The organism is Shinella daejeonensis (assembly GCF_024281235.1).
Taxonomy (GTDB): Bacteria; Pseudomonadota; Alphaproteobacteria; order Rhizobiales; family Rhizobiaceae; genus Shinella; species Shinella daejeonensis.
On record NZ_JAHWXY010000008.1, the window covers coordinates 19,255 to 36,005 of the forward strand.

14 protein-coding genes are annotated in these 16,751 nt (G+C 66.3%); 8 read left to right on the forward strand and 6 right to left on the reverse strand.

Annotated features, from left to right (window positions below; all coding sequences use genetic code 11):
* Window positions 1-49 precede the first annotated feature (49 nt).
* Entirely contained in the window at window positions 50-889 is an 840-nt protein-coding gene (gene xdhC / locus KYK29_RS16865) for a xanthine dehydrogenase accessory protein XdhC (protein WP_254692066.1), read from the forward strand.
* 45 nt (window positions 890-934) lie between these two features.
* On the opposite strand, the gene KYK29_RS16870 is transcribed toward xdhC, so the two are convergent.
* A complete protein-coding gene (locus tag KYK29_RS16870; protein WP_254692067.1) occupies window positions 935-1,879 on the reverse strand; it encodes a LysR family transcriptional regulator in 945 nt (314 codons plus the stop codon).
* Window positions 1,880-2,016: 137 nt separating this feature from the next.
* Between KYK29_RS16870 and KYK29_RS16875 the strand changes: the two genes are divergently transcribed.
* Window positions 2,017-3,258 carry a urate hydroxylase PuuD gene (locus KYK29_RS16875; RefSeq protein WP_254692068.1) on the forward strand — a complete coding sequence of 414 codons (1,242 nt, stop codon included), beginning with the start codon at window positions 2,017-2,019 and terminating at the stop codon, window positions 3,256-3,258.
* A complete protein-coding gene (guaD, locus tag KYK29_RS16880; RefSeq protein ID WP_254692069.1) occupies window positions 3,255-4,583 on the forward strand; it encodes a guanine deaminase in 1,329 nt (442 codons plus the stop codon). The genes KYK29_RS16875 and guaD overlap by 4 nt, the downstream gene beginning before the upstream one ends.
* Here the strand turns inward: guaD and bhcR are convergent.
* Window positions 4,568-5,401 (reverse strand): HTH-type transcriptional regulator BhcR, encoded by an 834-nt coding sequence (gene bhcR / locus KYK29_RS16885; protein WP_254692070.1) that lies wholly within the window; start codon window positions 5,399-5,401, stop codon window positions 4,568-4,570. The genes guaD and bhcR overlap by 16 nt on opposite strands.
* A 199-nt stretch (window positions 5,402-5,600) precedes the next feature.
* Here bhcR and gcl point away from each other — a divergent pair, with 199 nt between their 5' ends.
* The 4 genes from gcl to KYK29_RS16905 all read left to right on the forward strand — a co-directional run bounded on the left by gcl (window position 5,601) and on the right by KYK29_RS16905 (window position 10,536).
* Window positions 5,601-7,385, forward strand: coding sequence for a glyoxylate carboligase (gene gcl / locus KYK29_RS16890; RefSeq protein ID WP_254692071.1), 1,785 nt, complete (start codon window positions 5,601-5,603; stop codon window positions 7,383-7,385).
* Window positions 7,386-7,405: 20 nt separating this feature from the next.
* Entirely contained in the window at window positions 7,406-8,221 is an 816-nt protein-coding gene (gene hyi, locus KYK29_RS16895) for a hydroxypyruvate isomerase (protein ID WP_254692072.1), read from the forward strand.
* Window positions 8,222-8,226: 5 nt separating this feature from the next.
* Window positions 8,227-9,111 carry a 2-hydroxy-3-oxopropionate reductase gene (locus KYK29_RS16900; RefSeq protein ID WP_254692073.1) on the forward strand — a complete coding sequence of 295 codons (885 nt, stop codon included), beginning with the start codon at window positions 8,227-8,229 and terminating at the stop codon, window positions 9,109-9,111.
* A 156-nt stretch (window positions 9,112-9,267) separates the two neighbouring features.
* Entirely contained in the window at window positions 9,268-10,536 is a 1,269-nt protein-coding gene (locus tag KYK29_RS16905; protein WP_254692074.1) for a glycerate kinase type-2 family protein, read from the forward strand.
* Window positions 10,537-10,664: 128 nt separating this feature from the next.
* Here the strand turns inward: KYK29_RS16905 and KYK29_RS16910 are convergent, their stop codons facing one another.
* Both KYK29_RS16910 and KYK29_RS16915 read right to left on the reverse strand, forming a co-directional pair.
* A complete protein-coding gene (locus KYK29_RS16910) occupies window positions 10,665-11,324 on the reverse strand; it encodes a peroxiredoxin (protein WP_254692075.1) in 660 nt (219 codons plus the stop codon).
* A gap of 266 nt (window positions 11,325-11,590) precedes the next feature.
* Entirely contained in the window at window positions 11,591-12,202 is a 612-nt protein-coding gene (locus tag KYK29_RS16915) for an IMPACT family protein (protein WP_254692076.1), read from the reverse strand.
* A gap of 237 nt (window positions 12,203-12,439) precedes the next feature.
* Between KYK29_RS16915 and KYK29_RS16920 the strand changes: the two genes are divergently transcribed.
* A complete protein-coding gene (locus KYK29_RS16920) occupies window positions 12,440-13,306 on the forward strand; it encodes a glycosyltransferase family 2 protein (protein WP_254692077.1) in 867 nt (288 codons plus the stop codon).
* A gap of 21 nt (window positions 13,307-13,327) precedes the next feature.
* Here KYK29_RS16920 and KYK29_RS16925 read toward each other — a convergent pair whose 3' ends face one another.
* Window positions 13,328-15,772: a glycoside hydrolase family 2 protein gene (locus KYK29_RS16925; protein ID WP_254692078.1), complete on the reverse strand. Its 2,445-nt coding sequence runs from the start codon at window positions 15,770-15,772 to the stop codon at window positions 13,328-13,330.
* Between the two features lie 10 nt (window positions 15,773-15,782).
* Window positions 15,783-16,751, reverse strand: a complete 969-nt coding sequence (locus tag KYK29_RS16930; RefSeq protein ID WP_254692079.1) for a DUF1839 family protein — start codon at window positions 16,749-16,751, stop codon at window positions 15,783-15,785.

Here is a 16,751-nt window from a genome sequence, read left to right on the forward strand (position 1 = left end):
CGGCCATATGTCGGGCGTTTGAGTGGAAACGAGGAGAAAGGGTGCTGCCATGCCGGCATCGCGCGAGAATATCCGGGATTTCCTGCGCCGGGATCCGGCCGCCGTGCTGGTCGAGGTCACGGGCGTTGCCGGTTCCACGCCGCGCGATGCCGATGCCTGGATGCTGGTGTCGGAAACCGCGATCTTTGCGACCATCGGCGGCGGCCAGCTCGAATATATGGCGATCGATCAGGCGCGCCGGGCGCTCAGGTCCGGCCGGGCGGCGGACCCCATGGCCGTGCCGCTCGGTCCGGAGATCGGCCAGTGCTGCGGCGGCCGGGTCGGCCTCGCCTTCACACCGGTCGACGCGGCGCTCGCCGAACGACTGATCGCCCGCAGCGACCGGGAGATTGCGGCGCGCCCGCATGTCTACGTCTTCGGGGCCGGCCATGTCGGCGATGCGCTCGCCATGGCGCTCTCGCTTGCCCCGTTGCGGGTGGTGCTGGTCGATACGCGCGAGGACGAACTCGTCGCCTCCTGCGTGCCGAATATCGAAACCTGCCTGACGGCGATGCCCGAGGCGGTGGTGCGCGATGCGCCCTGCGGCAGCAGCTTCGTCATCCTGACGCATGATCACGCACTGGATTTCCTGATCGCCGCCGAGGCGCTGCGGCGTGCCGATGCCGCCTATGTCGGGATGATCGGCTCGAAGACCAAGCGCGCCACCTTCCGCAACTGGCTGACCCGCGAGACAGGCCGGCCGGAAACCTTCGAACGCCTGATCTGCCCGATCGGCGGAACGGCGGTCAAGGACAAGCGACCAAGCGTCATCGCAGCCCTTGCCGCCGCCGAGATCGTGACGGCCGCGCTGACGTTTGCCAAGGCCGGCGAGATGGTTCGATCGGGCTGACGGCGGGGTGGAGCCGATGCTTTTCCCGCCGCGCCCGCGGCCTCGTCAGCTTTCGGCTTCCGCGTCCTGCGGGCCGCCGGCCAGTATGCGACCGATCAGGCGCTGGCAGCGCTCGGCCATGAAATCGATCATCAGCCGCACCTTGGGATCCTGGAAACGCTTGTGCGGATAGATGGCGGCAAGCTGCACCGGCGTCGGCGGCGTCTCTTGCAGGATTTCCGTGAGCGTCCCGTCGTCGAGATGGTGCTTCACCTCGAACAGCGGCTTGTTGATGATGCCGCGTCCTTCCAGCGCCCATTGGGTGAGCACGTCGCCGTCGTCGCTGTCGTAGGGGCCGCCGACCTCGAACTTGCGTGCGCCCCCGGCGGTCTGCAAGGTCCAGTAATATTCCTTCGATCCCGGATAGCGCAGCAGGAGACAGTCGTGGCGGTCGGCGATCAGCGCATCCGCGTCGGCCGGCATGCCGCGCCGCTCCAGATAGGCCGGTGCGGCGCAAAGCACCCGCTCGCAATTGAGGATGCCGCGCATGCGCAGGTTCGAATCCTCCAGCACGCCGAGCTTGAAGGCCACGTCGACGCCCTCGCTCAGGATGTCGATATTGTGGTCGGACAGGCGCAGCCGCACCTCGATATCGCGATAGCGGTCGTGGAATTCGGGAACGCCCGGCGCGATCAGCCGGCGGCCGATGCCGAGCGGCGCGGTGATGCGCAGCGAACCCTTGGGGTTGCGCGAGAGGTCGGCGATGGCCGCCTCCGCCTCGTTCACCGCCTCGATGATCTTGACCGCGCCGTCGTAGAACACCCGGCCATGTTCGGTCGGCGAAAGCTTGCGGGTCGTGCGGTTGAAAAGCCGCACGCCGAGATGCCGTTCCAGTTCCTTGACGCGGTTGCTCGCCACCGCCGGGGTGACGCGCTGATCGCGCCCGGCCGCCGAAAGGGTTCCAAGTTCGACCACGCGAACGAAGACCCGCACATTATCGAGATAGGACATGGGTTCCTCTACCATATCGTATTGCAGGGCACAGCCGGACCTATCTTATAGTTTTTTTTGAAAGTGTTGGGGAATCACCGGGATTTCCGTGAAAATCATCCGGTGGCAGAAGACGATGTAACGTCTGGGAGGTCTTCATGTACGAATATGCCATCGCCTGGGACTGGCTGACATTCGCCATGCGCTGGCTGCATGTCATCACCGCCATCGCCTGGATCGGCTCGTCCTTCTATTTCGTCGCGCTCGATCTCGGCTTGAGAAAACATGCGGAACTGCCGCCCGGCGCCCATGGCGAGGAATGGCAGGTGCACGGCGGCGGCTTCTATCACATCCAGAAATATCTGGTCGCGCCGGACCACATGCCCGAGCATCTCATATGGTTCAAATGGGAAAGCTACGTCACCTGGCTGTCCGGTTTCGGCATGCTCTGTCTCGTCTATTACGCCGGCGCGGATCTCTATCTGATCGATCCGAATGTGCTCGACGTCTCCAAGCCGGTGGCGATCGCCATTTCGCTCGCCTCCATCGCGCTCGGCTGGATTTTCTACGACCTCATCTGCAAGTCGCCCTTCGGCAACGACAACACGCGGCTGATGGTCCTGCTCTATTTCATCCTGGTGGCGGTCGCCTGGGGCTATACGCAGTTGTTCACCGGCCGCGCCGCCTTCCTGCATCTCGGCGCCTTCACGGCGACGATCATGTCGGCCAATGTCTTCTTCATCATCATCCCGAACCAGAAGATCGTGGTGGCCGATCTCATCGCCGGCCGCACGCCCGACGCCAAATACGGCAGGATCGCCAAGCAGCGTTCGACGCATAACAATTATCTGACGCTGCCGGTCCTGTTCCTCATGCTGTCGAACCATTATCCGCTGGCCTTCGCGACCGCTTACAACTGGATCATCGCCTCGCTCGTCTTCCTCATGGGCGTCACCATCCGCCATTACTTCAATACCCGCCACGCCAATGCCGGCAATCCGACCTGGACCTGGCTGGTGACCGCCCTGCTCTTCGTCGCGATCATGTGGCTGTCGACGGTGCCGAAGGTGCTGACCGGCGAAGCGGACGAGACGAGGACGAGCGCCGCGAACACGCCCTTCCTGACGGCGGAGGCCTTTCCGCAGGTGCGCGACACGGTGCTCGGCCGCTGCGCCATGTGCCATGCCCGGGAGCCCGGCTGGGAGGGGCTGATCGTGCCGCCGAAGGGCGTCGTGCTGGAAACCGATGGCGACATCGCCGACCACGCCCGCGAAATCTACCTTCAGGCCGGCCGGTCGCACGCCATGCCGCCGGCCAATGTCACCCAGATTTCCGATAACGAGCGCCGCCTGCTCGCTGCCTGGTATGAAAACGCCGTCGACGGAGGAAAAACCCGATGAGCGATCTGATCATTCGCGGCCGCGTGCTGACCTTCCTGTCCGAACCGCAGGGCATCGATGATAGCGGGGCCTATCGCTACATCGAGGACGGCGCCGTGCTGGTGCGCGACGGCAGGATCGTCGAGACGGGCGACCATGCCGACATCCTCCGGCTTGCCGGTGCGGATGCGCGGGTGGCCGATCACCGTCCGAACCTCGTTCTGCCCGGTTTCATCGACGCGCATCTGCATTTCCCGCAGACGCAGGCGATCGCCTCCTACGGCGCGCAGCTTCTCGAATGGCTGAACACCTATATCTTCGTCGAGGAACAGCGGTTCCAGGACCCCGGGCATGCCGCGCTCGTCGCCGGCCGTTTCATGGATGAGCTGCTGGCGAACGGCACCACGACCGCCGCCGCCTATTGCTCGGTGCACCCGCAAAGCGTCGACGCCTATTTCACGGCGGCCGAGGCGCGGGGCATGCGGATGATCGGCGGCAAGGTGATGATGGACCGCAATGCGCCCGAAGGGCTGCGCGACACGCCGCAGCAGGGTTATGACGAGACGAAGCGGCTCATCGGGACCTGGCACGGCCGCGGCCGCGCCCATTATGCGATCAGCCCGCGCTTCGCCATCACCTCGACGCCGGAACAGCTGGAAATGAGCGGGGCGCTGGTCGCCGAGCATCCCGATTGTCATATACAGACGCATCTGTCGGAAAACCACGACGAGATCGCCTTCGCCACCGCGCTCTATCCGGAGGCGAAGGACTATACGGATATCTACGCCCGCTACGGACTGCTGACCGACAGGATGCTGCTTGGCCATTGCATCCATATGAGTGACAGGGAGATTTCGGTTCTGGCGGAAACCGGGGCCGTCGGCGTCTTCTGCCCGACGTCCAACCTGTTCCTCGGCTCCGGTCTGTTCGACCGTGACCGTTTCGACCGGCTCGGCGCGCGCTGGGCGGTGGCGAGCGATGTGGGGGCTGGCACCAGTTTCTCCATGCTGGAGACGATGGACGAGGCCTACAAGGTGCTGCACCTGCAAGGCCAGCGGCTGACGCCGTTCAGTTCCTTCTATCGCCTGACGCTTGGAAATGCCCGGGCGCTCGGTCTCGATGCCCATATCGGATCGCTCCATGCGGGCGCGGACGCCGATATCGTCGTTCTGGATGCGCGCGCCAAACCGGCGATGGAATTCCGCATGCGCCGGGCCGCCTCGCTTGCCGAGGAACTGTTCATTCTCCAGACGATGGGCGACGACCGCTGCGTCGCGGAAGTCTATGTCGCCGGCGCGGAGATGAAGGCGAAGACGGTGCCGGCGCGCGTTTACGAAACGGCCTGAGGCCGCCGTCCGCCCATCGCCCGGGTCAGGTCGTCGGCCGCCGTCCGGATTGCCGGGCCGAGCGTGGCGATCCGTTCGTCGGGCAGCCGCACGGCCGGTCCGGAAATCGAGATCCCGGCGATAGCCTCGCCATATTCATCGAAGATCGGCGCGGCCACGCAGCGCATGCCAAGCGTATGCTCCTCGTCGTCGATCGACCAGCCGCGCGCCCGGATCGCCGCGATGTCGGCCAGAAGGGCGGGCAGCGTATCGCAGGTCTTGCCGGTGAAGCGCTGGAGCGTGCGTCCGGAAAGCAGCGTCTCGACCCGGTCGTCCCGCCATGTCGAAAGGATCGCCTTGCCGATGCCCGAGGCGTGGATCGGGCCGCGTCGGCCGGGACGGAAGAAGGCGCGCATCGGCGCATGGCTTTCCACCTGCGAGATGAAGACCACGTCGCCCTCGTCCTCGATGGCGATATTGGCGGTCTCGCCGCAGTCTTCCATCAATTGCTTGAGAAAGGGCCGGCTGACCGTGCCGATCTTGCGGAAGCGCAGATAGGCCGTGCCGATCTCGAAGGCCTTGACGCCGATCGTCCAGGCCCCGGTCTCCGCGTCATGCGCCACCATCCCGTGACCGGAAAGCGAGGTCAGAAGGCGATGGACGGTGGAAGGCGCCATGCCGGAGCGCTCGGCAAGATCGGTCAGCACCGCGCCGTCGGCATTGGCGACGAGTTCCAGCAGCGTCAGGCTGCGGTCCAGCACCTGCACCGAGGAGGGGGCGGCATTCTCGCCGGCCTTGCGGCCCGGTCTGCCCCGCGTCTTTTCCCGATGCTCCGCCATCCGTCTTCTCTCCGTTGTTCCGGGATGCAGGCCCGGCCGTTCCGTTCATCGATCCGTCGCCATGGCATAGCCGTCTCGCGGCGATTATTCCAGATTCGTTGAAAATGTTTATTTCCATAGAATGGAATTGATTTCCATTTTGCTGTTGCGGTGTTGGCCGGATGCGCTAACCTCGGGGCAAGAGATGGAGGAAACCCCCATGACGAAGATGCGTGCGGTCGATGCGGCAGTCCTGATTCTGGAGAGGGAGGGCGTCGAATGCGCCTTCGGCGTCCCCGGTGCCGCGATCAATCCCTTTTACTCGGCGCTGCGGGCGCGGGACACGATACGTCATGTCCTTGCCCGTCATGTCGAGGGCGCAAGCCATATGGCCGAGGGCTATACGCGGGCGAAAGCCGGCAATATCGGCGTATGCATCGGCACCTCCGGCCCGGCCGGAACGGACATGATCACCGGCCTCTATTCCGCCTCGGCGGATTCGATCCCGATCCTCTGCATCACCGGCCAGGCGCCGCGCGCCCGGTTGACCAAGGAGGATTTCCAGGCCGTCGACATCGCCCGGATCGCCGAGCCGGTCACCAAATGGGCCACAACCGTCATGGAGCCGGCGCTGGTCCCCTTCGTTTTCCAGAAGGCGTTCCACCTCATGCGCTCCGGCCGTCCCGGCCCGGTGCTGATCGACCTGCCGGTCGACGTCCAGCTTGCGGAAATCGAGTTCGACATCGAAACCTATGCTCCGCTTGCGCCCTATAAGCCGGCGGCGACCCGCGCCCAGGCGGAAAAGGCGCTGTCCATGCTCAACGCGGCCGAGCGGCCGCTGATCGTCGCCGGCGGCGGCATCATCAATGCGGACGCCTCGGACCTGCTCGTCGAATTTGCCGAGATCACCGGTGTCCCGGTCATCCCGACGCTGATGGGGTGGGGCGCGATCCCCGACGACCATCCGCTGATGGCCGGCATGTGCGGCCTGCAAACCTCGCATCGCTACGGCAATGCGACGCTGCTTGCCTCCGATTTCGTCTTCGGCATCGGCAACCGCTGGGCGAACCGCCATACCGGAACGGTCGAGACCTATACCGAGGGCCGCACGTTCGTTCATGTCGATATCGAGCCGACTCAGATCGGCCGGGTCTTCGCGCCCGACTTCGGCGTTGTCTCGGATGCCGGCGCGGCGCTGAAGCTCTTCCTCGACGTCGCCACCGAATGGAAGGCGGCCGGCAGGCTCCGGGACTGGTCGGGCTGGGCGCAGGAATGCCGCGCCCGCAAGCGCACCATGCTGCGCAAGACCCATTTCGACCAGACGCCGCTGAAGCCGCAGCGCGTCTACGAGGAAATGAACAAGGCCTTCGGCCGCGACACCTGCTATGTCTCGACCATCGGTCTCAGCCAGATCGCCGGCGCGCAGTTCCTGCATGTCTACAAGCCGCGAAACTGGATCAACTGCGGCCAGGCCGGTCCGCTCGGCTGGACGCTGCCGGCTGCGCTCGGCGTTCGCGCCGCCGATCCGGATCGGCCGATCGTGGCGCTTTCCGGCGACTATGACTTCCAGTTCATGATCGAGGAACTGGCCGTCGGCGCACAGCACAAGCTGCCCTATCTGCATGTCGTCGTGAACAATTCCTACCTCGGCCTCATTCGCCAGGCCCAGCGCGGCTTCAACATGGATTTCGAGGTTTCCCTCGCCTTCGATAACATCAATGCCTCAGGGGATGCGGAGGCGGGCTATGGCGTCGACCATGTCGCCGTCGCCGAAGGGCTGGGCTGCAAGGCGATCCGCGTGCGCTCCGTCAACGAATGCCAGGACGCCTTCGCCCGCGCGATGGCGCTGATGGAGGAACACCGCGTGCCGGTGGTCATCGAGTTCATCCTCGAACGGGTCACCAATATCGCCATGGGCGCGGAGATCGATGCCGTGGTCGAATTCGAGGAACGCGCCGACAAGGACGGGGACGCTCCCACCGCAACGCTGGCCTTGCTCGACTGACGGCCGGACAGGAGAAAGACATGCCGAAATTCGCGGCCAATCTCACCATGCTTTTCACCGAAGCGCCGTTTGCGGAGCGTTTCGCGCTTGCCGCCGAAGCCGGCTTCAAAGGGGTGGAATATCTCTTCCCCTATGATTTCGACAAGGCGGCGCTGCGGCAGGCGCTCGACGACAACGGTCTTGAGCAGGTGCTGCACAATCTGCCGGCCGGCGACTGGGCGGCGGGCGAGCGCGGCATCGCGATCCTGCCCGACAGGACCGAGGAGTTCCGCCACGGCGTCGCGCTGGCGGCCGACTATGCCGCAGCGCTCGGCTGCGCCCAGGTCAACTGCCTCTCCGGCATCGTGCCGGAAGGCGTGGATGCGGCGATATTGCGCGCGACCTTCGTCGAGAACCTCGCTTACGCCGCCGCCGAACTTAGCCGGCACGGCATCCGTCTGCTGATCGAGCCGATCAACCGTTTCGATATTCCGGGTTTCTATCTGAACACCGTCGAACAGGCGGCCGGGATCATCCGCGAGGTCGGTGGCGACAACCTGTTCATTCAGTACGACCTCTATCACCAGCAGCGCACCGGCGGCGAACTGCTGGGCACGTTCGAACGTCACCGCGGTGACATCGCCCATATACAATTGGCCGACAATCCCGGCCGCCACGAGCCCGGCACCGGTGAGATCGCCTGGCCTTTCGTTTTCGCACGGCTCGCCGCGCTCGGCTACGACGGCTGGATCGGCTGCGAATACAAACCCCGCACCACCACGGCGGAAGGGCTCGGCTGGTTCGCCGGCGCGGACCGGCGCGACAGCGGCGCGGATATCATCGAGATGAGGAACTAGAGACCATGGCGAGAATCGGATTCATCGGCCTCGGCATCATGGGGACGCCGATGGCGCGTCATCTTCAGAATGCGGGCCACACGATCATCACCTCGAAATTCGTCGTCCCGCCGCGACAGGAACTGGTCGACAACGGCCTGCAAATCGTCGAGACGCCGAGGCTGCTTGCCGAAACCGTCGACACGATCATCCTGATGCTGCCGGACACGCCGGAAGTGCAGGACGTGCTCTTCGGTGAGAACGGCGTCGCCTATGGTCTTTCGGCCGGCAAGCTGGTCATCGACATGAGTTCGATCTCGCCGATCGAAACGAAGGCGTTCGCCGGCAGGGTCCGCGAGACCGGCGCCGAATATATCGACGCGCCGGTGTCCGGCGGCGAGGTCGGCGCGAGGAACGCCTCGCTCTCGATCATGGCCGGCGGCGCGCAGGAAAGCTTCGACCGCGCGTTGCCGCTCCTCCGGCTCATGGGCAAGAATATCACGCTGGTCGGGGATTGCGGCGACGGCCAGGTGACGAAAGTCGCCAACCAGATCATCGTCGCCCTGACGATCGAGGCGGTGTCCGAGGCGCTGGTCTTCGCCTCCAAGGCCGGGGCCGATCCCGCCCGCGTTCGCGCCGCGCTGATGGGCGGCTTTGCCTCCTCCCGTATTCTCGAAGTGCATGGCGAACGCATGATCAACCGCACCTTCGAGCCGGGTTTTCGCATCTCGCTGCACCAGAAGGACCTGAATCTGGCGCTTCAGGGCGCAAAGGCGCTCGGCGTCGCCCTGCCGAACACCGCCATGACGCAGGAGCTGTTCAATTCCTGCGCCGCGCATGGCGATAGCGGGCTCGATCATTCCGGTCTCGTCACGGCGCTCGAGCGCATGGCGAACCACGCCGTCGCATGACGGCGGGCCGGGCGGGGAGGGGAGCCCCGTCCGGCCAGGTTTTCCAGCCGATCGGAAGGCGATGCCTCTTGTTTCTTCCGCTCATCGGGGAGAAAGTGCCGGCCGCGAACGGGGGCCGCCGCCATGCCGTTCGCGACGTTGTACCGGAGGAAACCCATGCCGACCATCGCCGACCCCCGCGCCTTTCTGGAGGCGCTTTTTCATGCCGCGGTCGCCGCCGCCGACCCGGAAAAGGTGCTGGCTGCCCATCTGCCGGAAAAGCCGAAAGGCCGGACCGTGGTCGTCGGGGCCGGAAAGGGTGCGGCGCAGATGGCGCGCGCCTTCGAAAAATTGTGGCGCGGTCCCCTGGAAGGGGTGGTCGTCACCCGTTACGGCTACGCCGTGCCCTGCGAGCGTATCGAGGTCCTGGAGGCCGCCCATCCGGTGCCGGATGAAAACGGCCTGGCCGCGGCCGCCCGGCTCCTGCAAACGGTGCGCGGCCTCGGCCCGGACGATCTGGTCGTCGCGCTCGTCTGCGGCGGCGGATCGGCGCTGCTGCCGGCGCCGCCGGAGGGACTGACGCTTGAAGACGAGATCGCCGTCAACCGGGCGCTGCTGGCCTCCGGCATGCCGATTGCCGGCATGAACGCCGTGCGCAAGCAGGTGTCTCGCATCAAGGGCGGCCGGCTTGCGGCCCTTGCCCATCCGGCCCGCGTCGTCTCGCTGGTCGTTTCCGATATTCCGGGCGACGATCCCGCGCTCGTCGCCTCCGGCCCCACCGTGCCCGACCGCAGCACCCGCGCCGATGCGCTCCGCCTGATCGAGCGCTACGGCCTTGCGCTGCCGGAGGCCGTATTGCGCCATATTCGCGAGGGCGGCGAGGATGCGCCGACGCCGGACGATCCGCGCTTTGCCGGCCACGAGGTCCGCGTCGTGGCCTCCGCCGCCGTTTCGCTGGAAGCCGCAGCCGCCCTTGCCCGCCGTCAGGGCGTCGAGGCGGCGATCCTCTCCGATGCGATGGAAGGAGAGGCGTCCGAGGTTGGCCGGGTGCATGCCGCCATCGCCGCGGAGATCGCCCGCCGTAACCGGCCGTTCTCTAAGCCGGTCGTGGTGCTGTCCGGCGGCGAGACGACGGTGACGGTGAAGGGCAAGGGCAAGGGCGGCCGCAACGGCGAGTTCCTCCTGTCTTTTGCCTGCGGCATCGACGGGCTGGATGGTGTCTCGGCGCTGGCCGCCGATACTGACGGGATCGATGGATCGGAGGACAATGCCGGCGCCTTCGCCGATGGCGGCACGGTCGGCCGCCTTGCCGGCAAACGGCTGGATGCGGCGGAATTCCTCGCCCGCAACGATAGCTGGACGGCCTTCGATGCGCTCGGCGATCTTTTCGTGCCGGGGCCGACCGGCACCAATGTCAACGATTTCCGCGCCATCCTCGTGCAGTAAGGCGTCTTTCTCCCGGGCGAGAGTGCGGGGAACATCGCCGAAAGGCTGCCACGCGCGTGCGCCCTGAAACGATAAACGGCCCGGGATCCTTCGATCCGGGCCGTTCGCATGCTTGCCGGCAGTGACGGTCAGGCGGCCGGCTGACGCGTCTTGCGCAGATAGGGCAGGACCGTCTCGAAGGCGCCGAAACGGGCAATGGCGTCCTCGTTGGAAACCGCACCGGTGATGATCACGTCATCGCCCTGCTGCCAGTTGGCGGGGGTGGCGACCTGATGCTTGCTGGTGAGCTGGATGGAGTCGATGGCGCGCAGGATTTCCGCGAAGTTGCGGCCGGTGGTCATCGGATAGGTCAGGACAAGCTTGATTTTCTTGTCGGGTCCGATGACGAAGACCGAACGCACGGTGGCGTTGTCGGCGGGCGTGCGGCCTTCCGCGCTGTCGCCCGCGCCGGCCGGCAGCATGCCGTAGAGCTTGGCGACCTTGAGGTCGTTGTCGCCGATCAGCGGATATTCGACGTCGAAGCCGGTGGCGACACGGATGTCGTCCTTCCACTTGCCATGGCTTTCGACCGGATCGACGGAGATGCCGATGATCTTGACGCCGCGCTTGCGGAATTCGCCTTCGATGCCGGCCATCGCGCCGAGTTCGGTGGTGCAGACTGGCGTGAAATTCTTGGGATGCGAGAAGAGGACGGCCCAGCCGTCGCCGATCCAGTCGTGGAAGCGGATCGGGCCGACCGTCGTCTCGGCGGTGAAATCGGGGGCGGTGTCGTTGATACGCAGGCTCATGGTCTTCATCCCTTTCGCTGTCTTTCGGCGCTTGCAGGCGCTGCCCGGGGAGAGCGGATCTCCGTCGCGGCAAGGCGTCCGCGGCAAGCCGTTCAGGCGCTAGATAAACCGAAAAGACCGGGTTGCCTATAGCCGGCGGCCTTGCGCCGGCCCGGCCGGGAACGCAACTTTTGCGTCCTTTCGCGCCCTGCCGCCAAGCCGTTCGGCCAGACCCGCCGCCGGCGCGAAAAACGACCTCTCGGCCGCCCGAATTTGGAAAGGCGATTTTATTTCGCCCCGTCCGGGAAATCCGGCTTCGGCTCAAGAATGTCGGCGCGCCCGCTGGTCAGGTCGAGGATCATCCGCAGCGTCGCCTCCACCGTCGCCTCAGGCACCCGGAACGACAGCGTCGCGCCCGTGTCATGAAAGGTTTCCTGGTCCTTCAGCGCGTCGTCGAGGGTGGCAAGGCGCGCCTGCACCAGCGCAAGATCGGAAAAGCCGACCGACACGGTGATCGTCCTGCGTGCGACGACGGGCGTGCGCGCGGCGGCGCGCAGGCAGGACGCGGCAGTGCCGCCATAGGCGCGGATCAGCCCGCCGCTGCCGAGCAGGATGCCGCCGAACCAGCGCGTGACGACGACGAGCGTGCGGTCGAATTCCTGTCCGTCGATCGCCTGGAGGATCGGCTTGCCGGCGGTGCCGCCGGGCTCGCCGTCGTCGCTGAAGCGATAGGCCTGCCCGATGCGCCAGGCCCAGCAATTGTGGTTGGCGGAAGGATCGGAAATCTCGCCAAGCCGCGCTTTGGCCTCCGCTTCGTCCTCGACCGGAAAGGCGGCGGCGCGGAACCGGCTCTTGCGGATCTCCTGTTCGTAGGTTTCGGTGCGGTCGAGCGTATACAAGAAACGATATCCGGTGGCGTGGCGTTCGCTTCTTCCTTGCCGTGTCCGGGTGGCGGCATCAAGCCGCCGGGTGGCAGGAAACCGGTCTTTTCGCCCGTTTCCGCCGCAATGCCCGCCCCGGCGGCGGCGATTCATCCGGCTTTAAGAGTTTGCCGACACATGATGACGGGAACGGGCGAATGGATGTCCCGGGCCTGCTGTTTGAAGCCGGGCCTGCTGTTTGAAGAAGGTAAGCGCATGTCATCGAACAATCCGGCCATCTTCGTCTCGATGGTCGTCGCCACGCTCGGCCGGTCGAGCGAATTCGACGAGCTTCTTGCATCGCTTGCCGCCCTGAAGCGTCGCGATTTCGAGGTTATCGTCGTCGACCAGAATCCCGACGACCGCCTCGTTCCGATCATCGCGCGCTTTCAGGGCGTTCTCGATATCCGGCACCTGCGGCCAAAGATCCGGGGCCTGAGCCGGGCGCGCAATCTGGGAGCCGCCGAGGCGAAAGGGCAATGGATCCTCTTTCCGGACGACGATTGCTGGTATGCGCCCGATTTCCTCGACCGTTTCGCCGCGCTCGTCGCAAGCCGTCCGGCCGATTTCTACTGCGGCCGCGCCATCAATGCCGAGGGCGAGACGATCATGGCGCGCTTTCCCGCCGAGCCCGAAACGATCCGGCGCGAGAATGTCTGGACGACCCTGATCGAATGGGTGTTCTTCGTGCGCCGGGAGACCTTCGCCCGCTCGGAGGGTTTCGACGAGCAGCTGGGTGTCGGTGCGGGAACGCCCTGGGGCGCCTACGAGGGTCCCGACCTGGTGCTCAAGCTTCTCAAGGGTGGGGCGAGCGGTGTCTACGAACCCTCGCTGACCGGCTATCATCCGGACGAACGCGCCGGGCCGCCCTCGCCGGAAGCGGCGCGCAAGATGCGCAATTACGGCGCCGGTCTCGGTTATGTGATGCGCCGCCACGGCTACGGCTTCCTGACGTTCGCGCCGCATCTCCTGCGCCCGCTCGCCGGCATGTTCGTTTATACGGCGACGGGCCGGCCGAAGCTTGCCTATCGCTCGCGCCAGCTCCTGCTCGGCCGCTGGACGGGCTGGCGATCGGCCGCCTGACCCGTGAAACCGGAAACGACCTTAGAACGAAACCGCCGCCTCTATGCCGAGGCCCCGTATCTCGCCTGACGGGCGTCCGGTCCTGTCCGGCGCCAGCGGGGTGAGGCGCACGGTCTTCACATCGCCCGGCGCCAGATGGAACCAGTTGTCGGAAGGGCTGAAGCCCTTCGCCTCGATCATCACCGACTGGGCGAAACGATCCGCCGACAAGGCGAGCGCCCAGCCCGTCGCATCCTGTTCCAGCACCGCCGTCACCACGGCCGGGAAGATCGCGGCGCGCCGGCCTTGCGGAAAATGGAAGGCTTCGGCGAGCGTCGCGCCGTCGGCGTCCTTCAGCCGCGCCACCGTGACGTCATGGGCGGGCGGGCCGAAACGGAAGGCATAGGTCGTGTCGAAGAACGCGCCGAACAGCGCGGTCGCCGGCAGCGTGGCGTTAGAGCGGGGCGCAAGCGCCAGTTCCCGCCGGCCGCTGACGACCGGCTGCCGGCCGTGGCGAAGGCAGGAAAGCTCGATGGCGAGCGCCATGTCTTCGGGCTTTTCGTTGAGGACATGCAGATCAAGCCCGTTGGTGCCTTCGTCGGCAAGCAGGATCTGAACCGGCCGGAAGGCGCGGCGCAGGGCGTGCCAGGCGGGTTTCGGCATGCCGGCCGCGTCGACGACGCCCCAGCCGGGACCGGCGAGCAGGTCCTGAAAGGTCCAGACCAGCGCGCCGTTGCAGGTGGAGCCGGGTCGGCGCCATTCCGCGAAGGTCGCCTCCATCACCGCGCCGCTTGCCGCGCGGGAAAGATCGAGATAGCGCGCCGGATCCTCCCGGCGCAGGCGGGCGGGATCGACGTCATAAAGCAGCGCCAGATAGTGGTCGCGAATATCCTCGAAATCCCAGGATGCGTTGCGGTCGCGCGGCACCCGGGCCTTCCAGCGCGGATCGTGCACGGCCGGCACCGGCAGATGCGCATCGAGCGTCTGCTGTTCCGGCACATTGGCGAAGGCCAGGCTCTCGGCGGCGAAGCGCACATTGGCCCGGCGCGCGTCCTCCAGCGGCCGGCAATAGGCTCCGACGCCATAGTAATGGGTGACGCCGGCATCGGGTGAGAAGGGCATCGCCCCGCCGCTCGGCGAATTCTCCACATAGGGTACGTCCGCCCGATAGAGGGCGGCCAGTTCCGGCAGGATTTCGGTGGTGAGCGGGCCGCGACGGGCGCTTTCCGGCAGGCCGAGCATCGCCGCCTGCTGATCGATCTCGCTGCCGCCGCACAGGATGGAAAGCGACGGCGCGGCGGCTGTCGCATCGAGGAATTGCCCCACCTCGCGCCGCACGTCGGCAAGAAAGGTGTCGTCGCCGACCGGATAGTCGAAATTGGCGAACATGAAGTCCTGCCAGACCATCAGACCAAGCTCGTCGCAGAGCGCGAAGAAGTCCGGGCTCTCATAGACCATGGTGCCGCCGATGCGCAGCATATTCATGCCCGCCCGGGCCGCAAGTTGGAGCAGCGGCGCGTAGCGCGCCCGTTCGCCCGGCAGGTCGACGATGTCGGCGGTGGTCCAGACCACGCCGCGACAGAAGATGCGGACGCCGTTGACGTGGAGGGCGAAGTCGCGCCCGTCCGCTCCCCGGTCGATCTCGATGCGGCGAAAGCCGGTGCGGCCAAGCGGGCGGCGGGTGTCGCCGATCACCAGTTCGACCGGATGGAGCGCCGGGCGACCATGCGTATGCGGCCACCATGCCTCGACCTGCGGGATCGCGAGACGGGCGGAGAAGCACCCGTCCTCGCCGCGTCGCAGCGTCGCCGCGACGCCGGCGCATTCCACCGTCGGCGGGTCGTCGCAATCCAGCGTGAGGCGCACGTCGAGCTGCCCCGTTCCGTCTTCGAGCAGGCGGGCGGCGATATGCACGTCGCGCGGGTCGCGCGGTTCCTGCCGGACGAGGCGCACCGGTCGCCAGGGGCCGGCGGCATGGATTTCCGGGCACCAGCCCGGCATCCGGCCGAGCAGCGTGGTGCGCACGAGCCGCAGGCCTTGCGGCGTGATCATCTGCGGCCGCCAGCGCGCGCGGGGCCTGCGTTTTTCGATATGGGGTCTCAGCGCCCGGAAGCAGAGGGCGAGACGGTCCTGGCCGGAAAGCTCGATCGGCAGGCGATGGCGAACATACATGCTGCCCGACGAGAGGATCGGTACGCCATTCCAGTAGACCTCGCACAGCGTGGCGAGTCCGTCGAGGACAAGCTCCGCCGCGCCGGGAGGCTCGCCGGAAAGATCGAGCAGATACCAGGCGTCGAGATGGTCGAGCGGCGCGGGCGCGGCGCGATCGAACCGGCCCGCCCGTTCCAATGCGCCGGCGACGGTGCCGGGAACCGGCGCATCGATTGCGCCGTCGAGACCGGCAAGCCCGGCAGGATCCGCCACCGCTCCCGCCGGGGTCGTCAGCAGCCTCCAGCCCTCCGAAAGGCTCTTGCCATCCGCCGTCATGGCTTCTTCCTCAATCGAGACGCGCCGAAAGCGCGGCCATCAGCCTGTCCCAGGCCTCCACGGCCGGATCGAGCGCGGTGCCGAGCGGCTCGAATTTGCGGCGGGTCACGGCGCGAGCGAGCTGGAACTGCACCGATTTGGCGGTTTCGGAGATCTTTTTCGCGGCCTCCGCAGCGTCGCCGAGGCGGCCGTCCGGTGCGATCCAGTCGAAATGGGTTGCCGCCAGCTCGAAATTCGCGCCGAGCTGACGCAGCGTGTTGAACGCATATTTGTGGAAGAAGCCGAAGGGTCGCCCGGCCACGTCCTCCACCTGCGCGGGAAAGATGCTCGCGAAGGCGGCGACGGGATTGTCCTGCGGCCGGCGCTTGAAATGGAAGGCGAGCAGGCGGGCCGCCTCGCGGCGAAGATGGGCCTCGTCGGGGCGTGTGGAGGGGAGTTTCGCGAATTCCGCATAGGGCAGGAAGGGCAGGTCGTCCGGCCCGTCGTTGCGGTGGAACAGGCCGTCGAAATCCTCGCCCTCCAGGCGGAAGAAACCGCCGTTGTGAAAATAGTCGAGCACGCGGCCGTCGAGGTCGAGCCGGTTGATCGCCACCGTCGTCTTGCCGTGCTCCTGGCGGTAGGAGACGCCGCGGGTATCCGGCATGTAGTAGCTATCCATCTCCACAAGGCAGATCCGCCCGCGCGCAAGCTGCGCCAGCAGATGCGCCTCCACCCGGTCGTAGACGGCAAGCTCCGTGCAGCGGATGCCGTAGAGGGTTTCGAGATCCTCCAGCGGCACCTTGAAGAAGGTGAACTGGTCGCCCTCGAAATCCTGGGTCAAGGTGAAGCCGAGCATGGCCTCCGGCGCGGCGCCCCAGGCGTTCAGCACCTCGATCCACAGGTCGACGTAGCAATTCGTCTCCGGCCACATGCGCTCCGCGTCGTGGAGGGCGTGCGGCCGGTAGGTCTCGGGCGAAAGCCCGGGGAAGACCGTATCCAT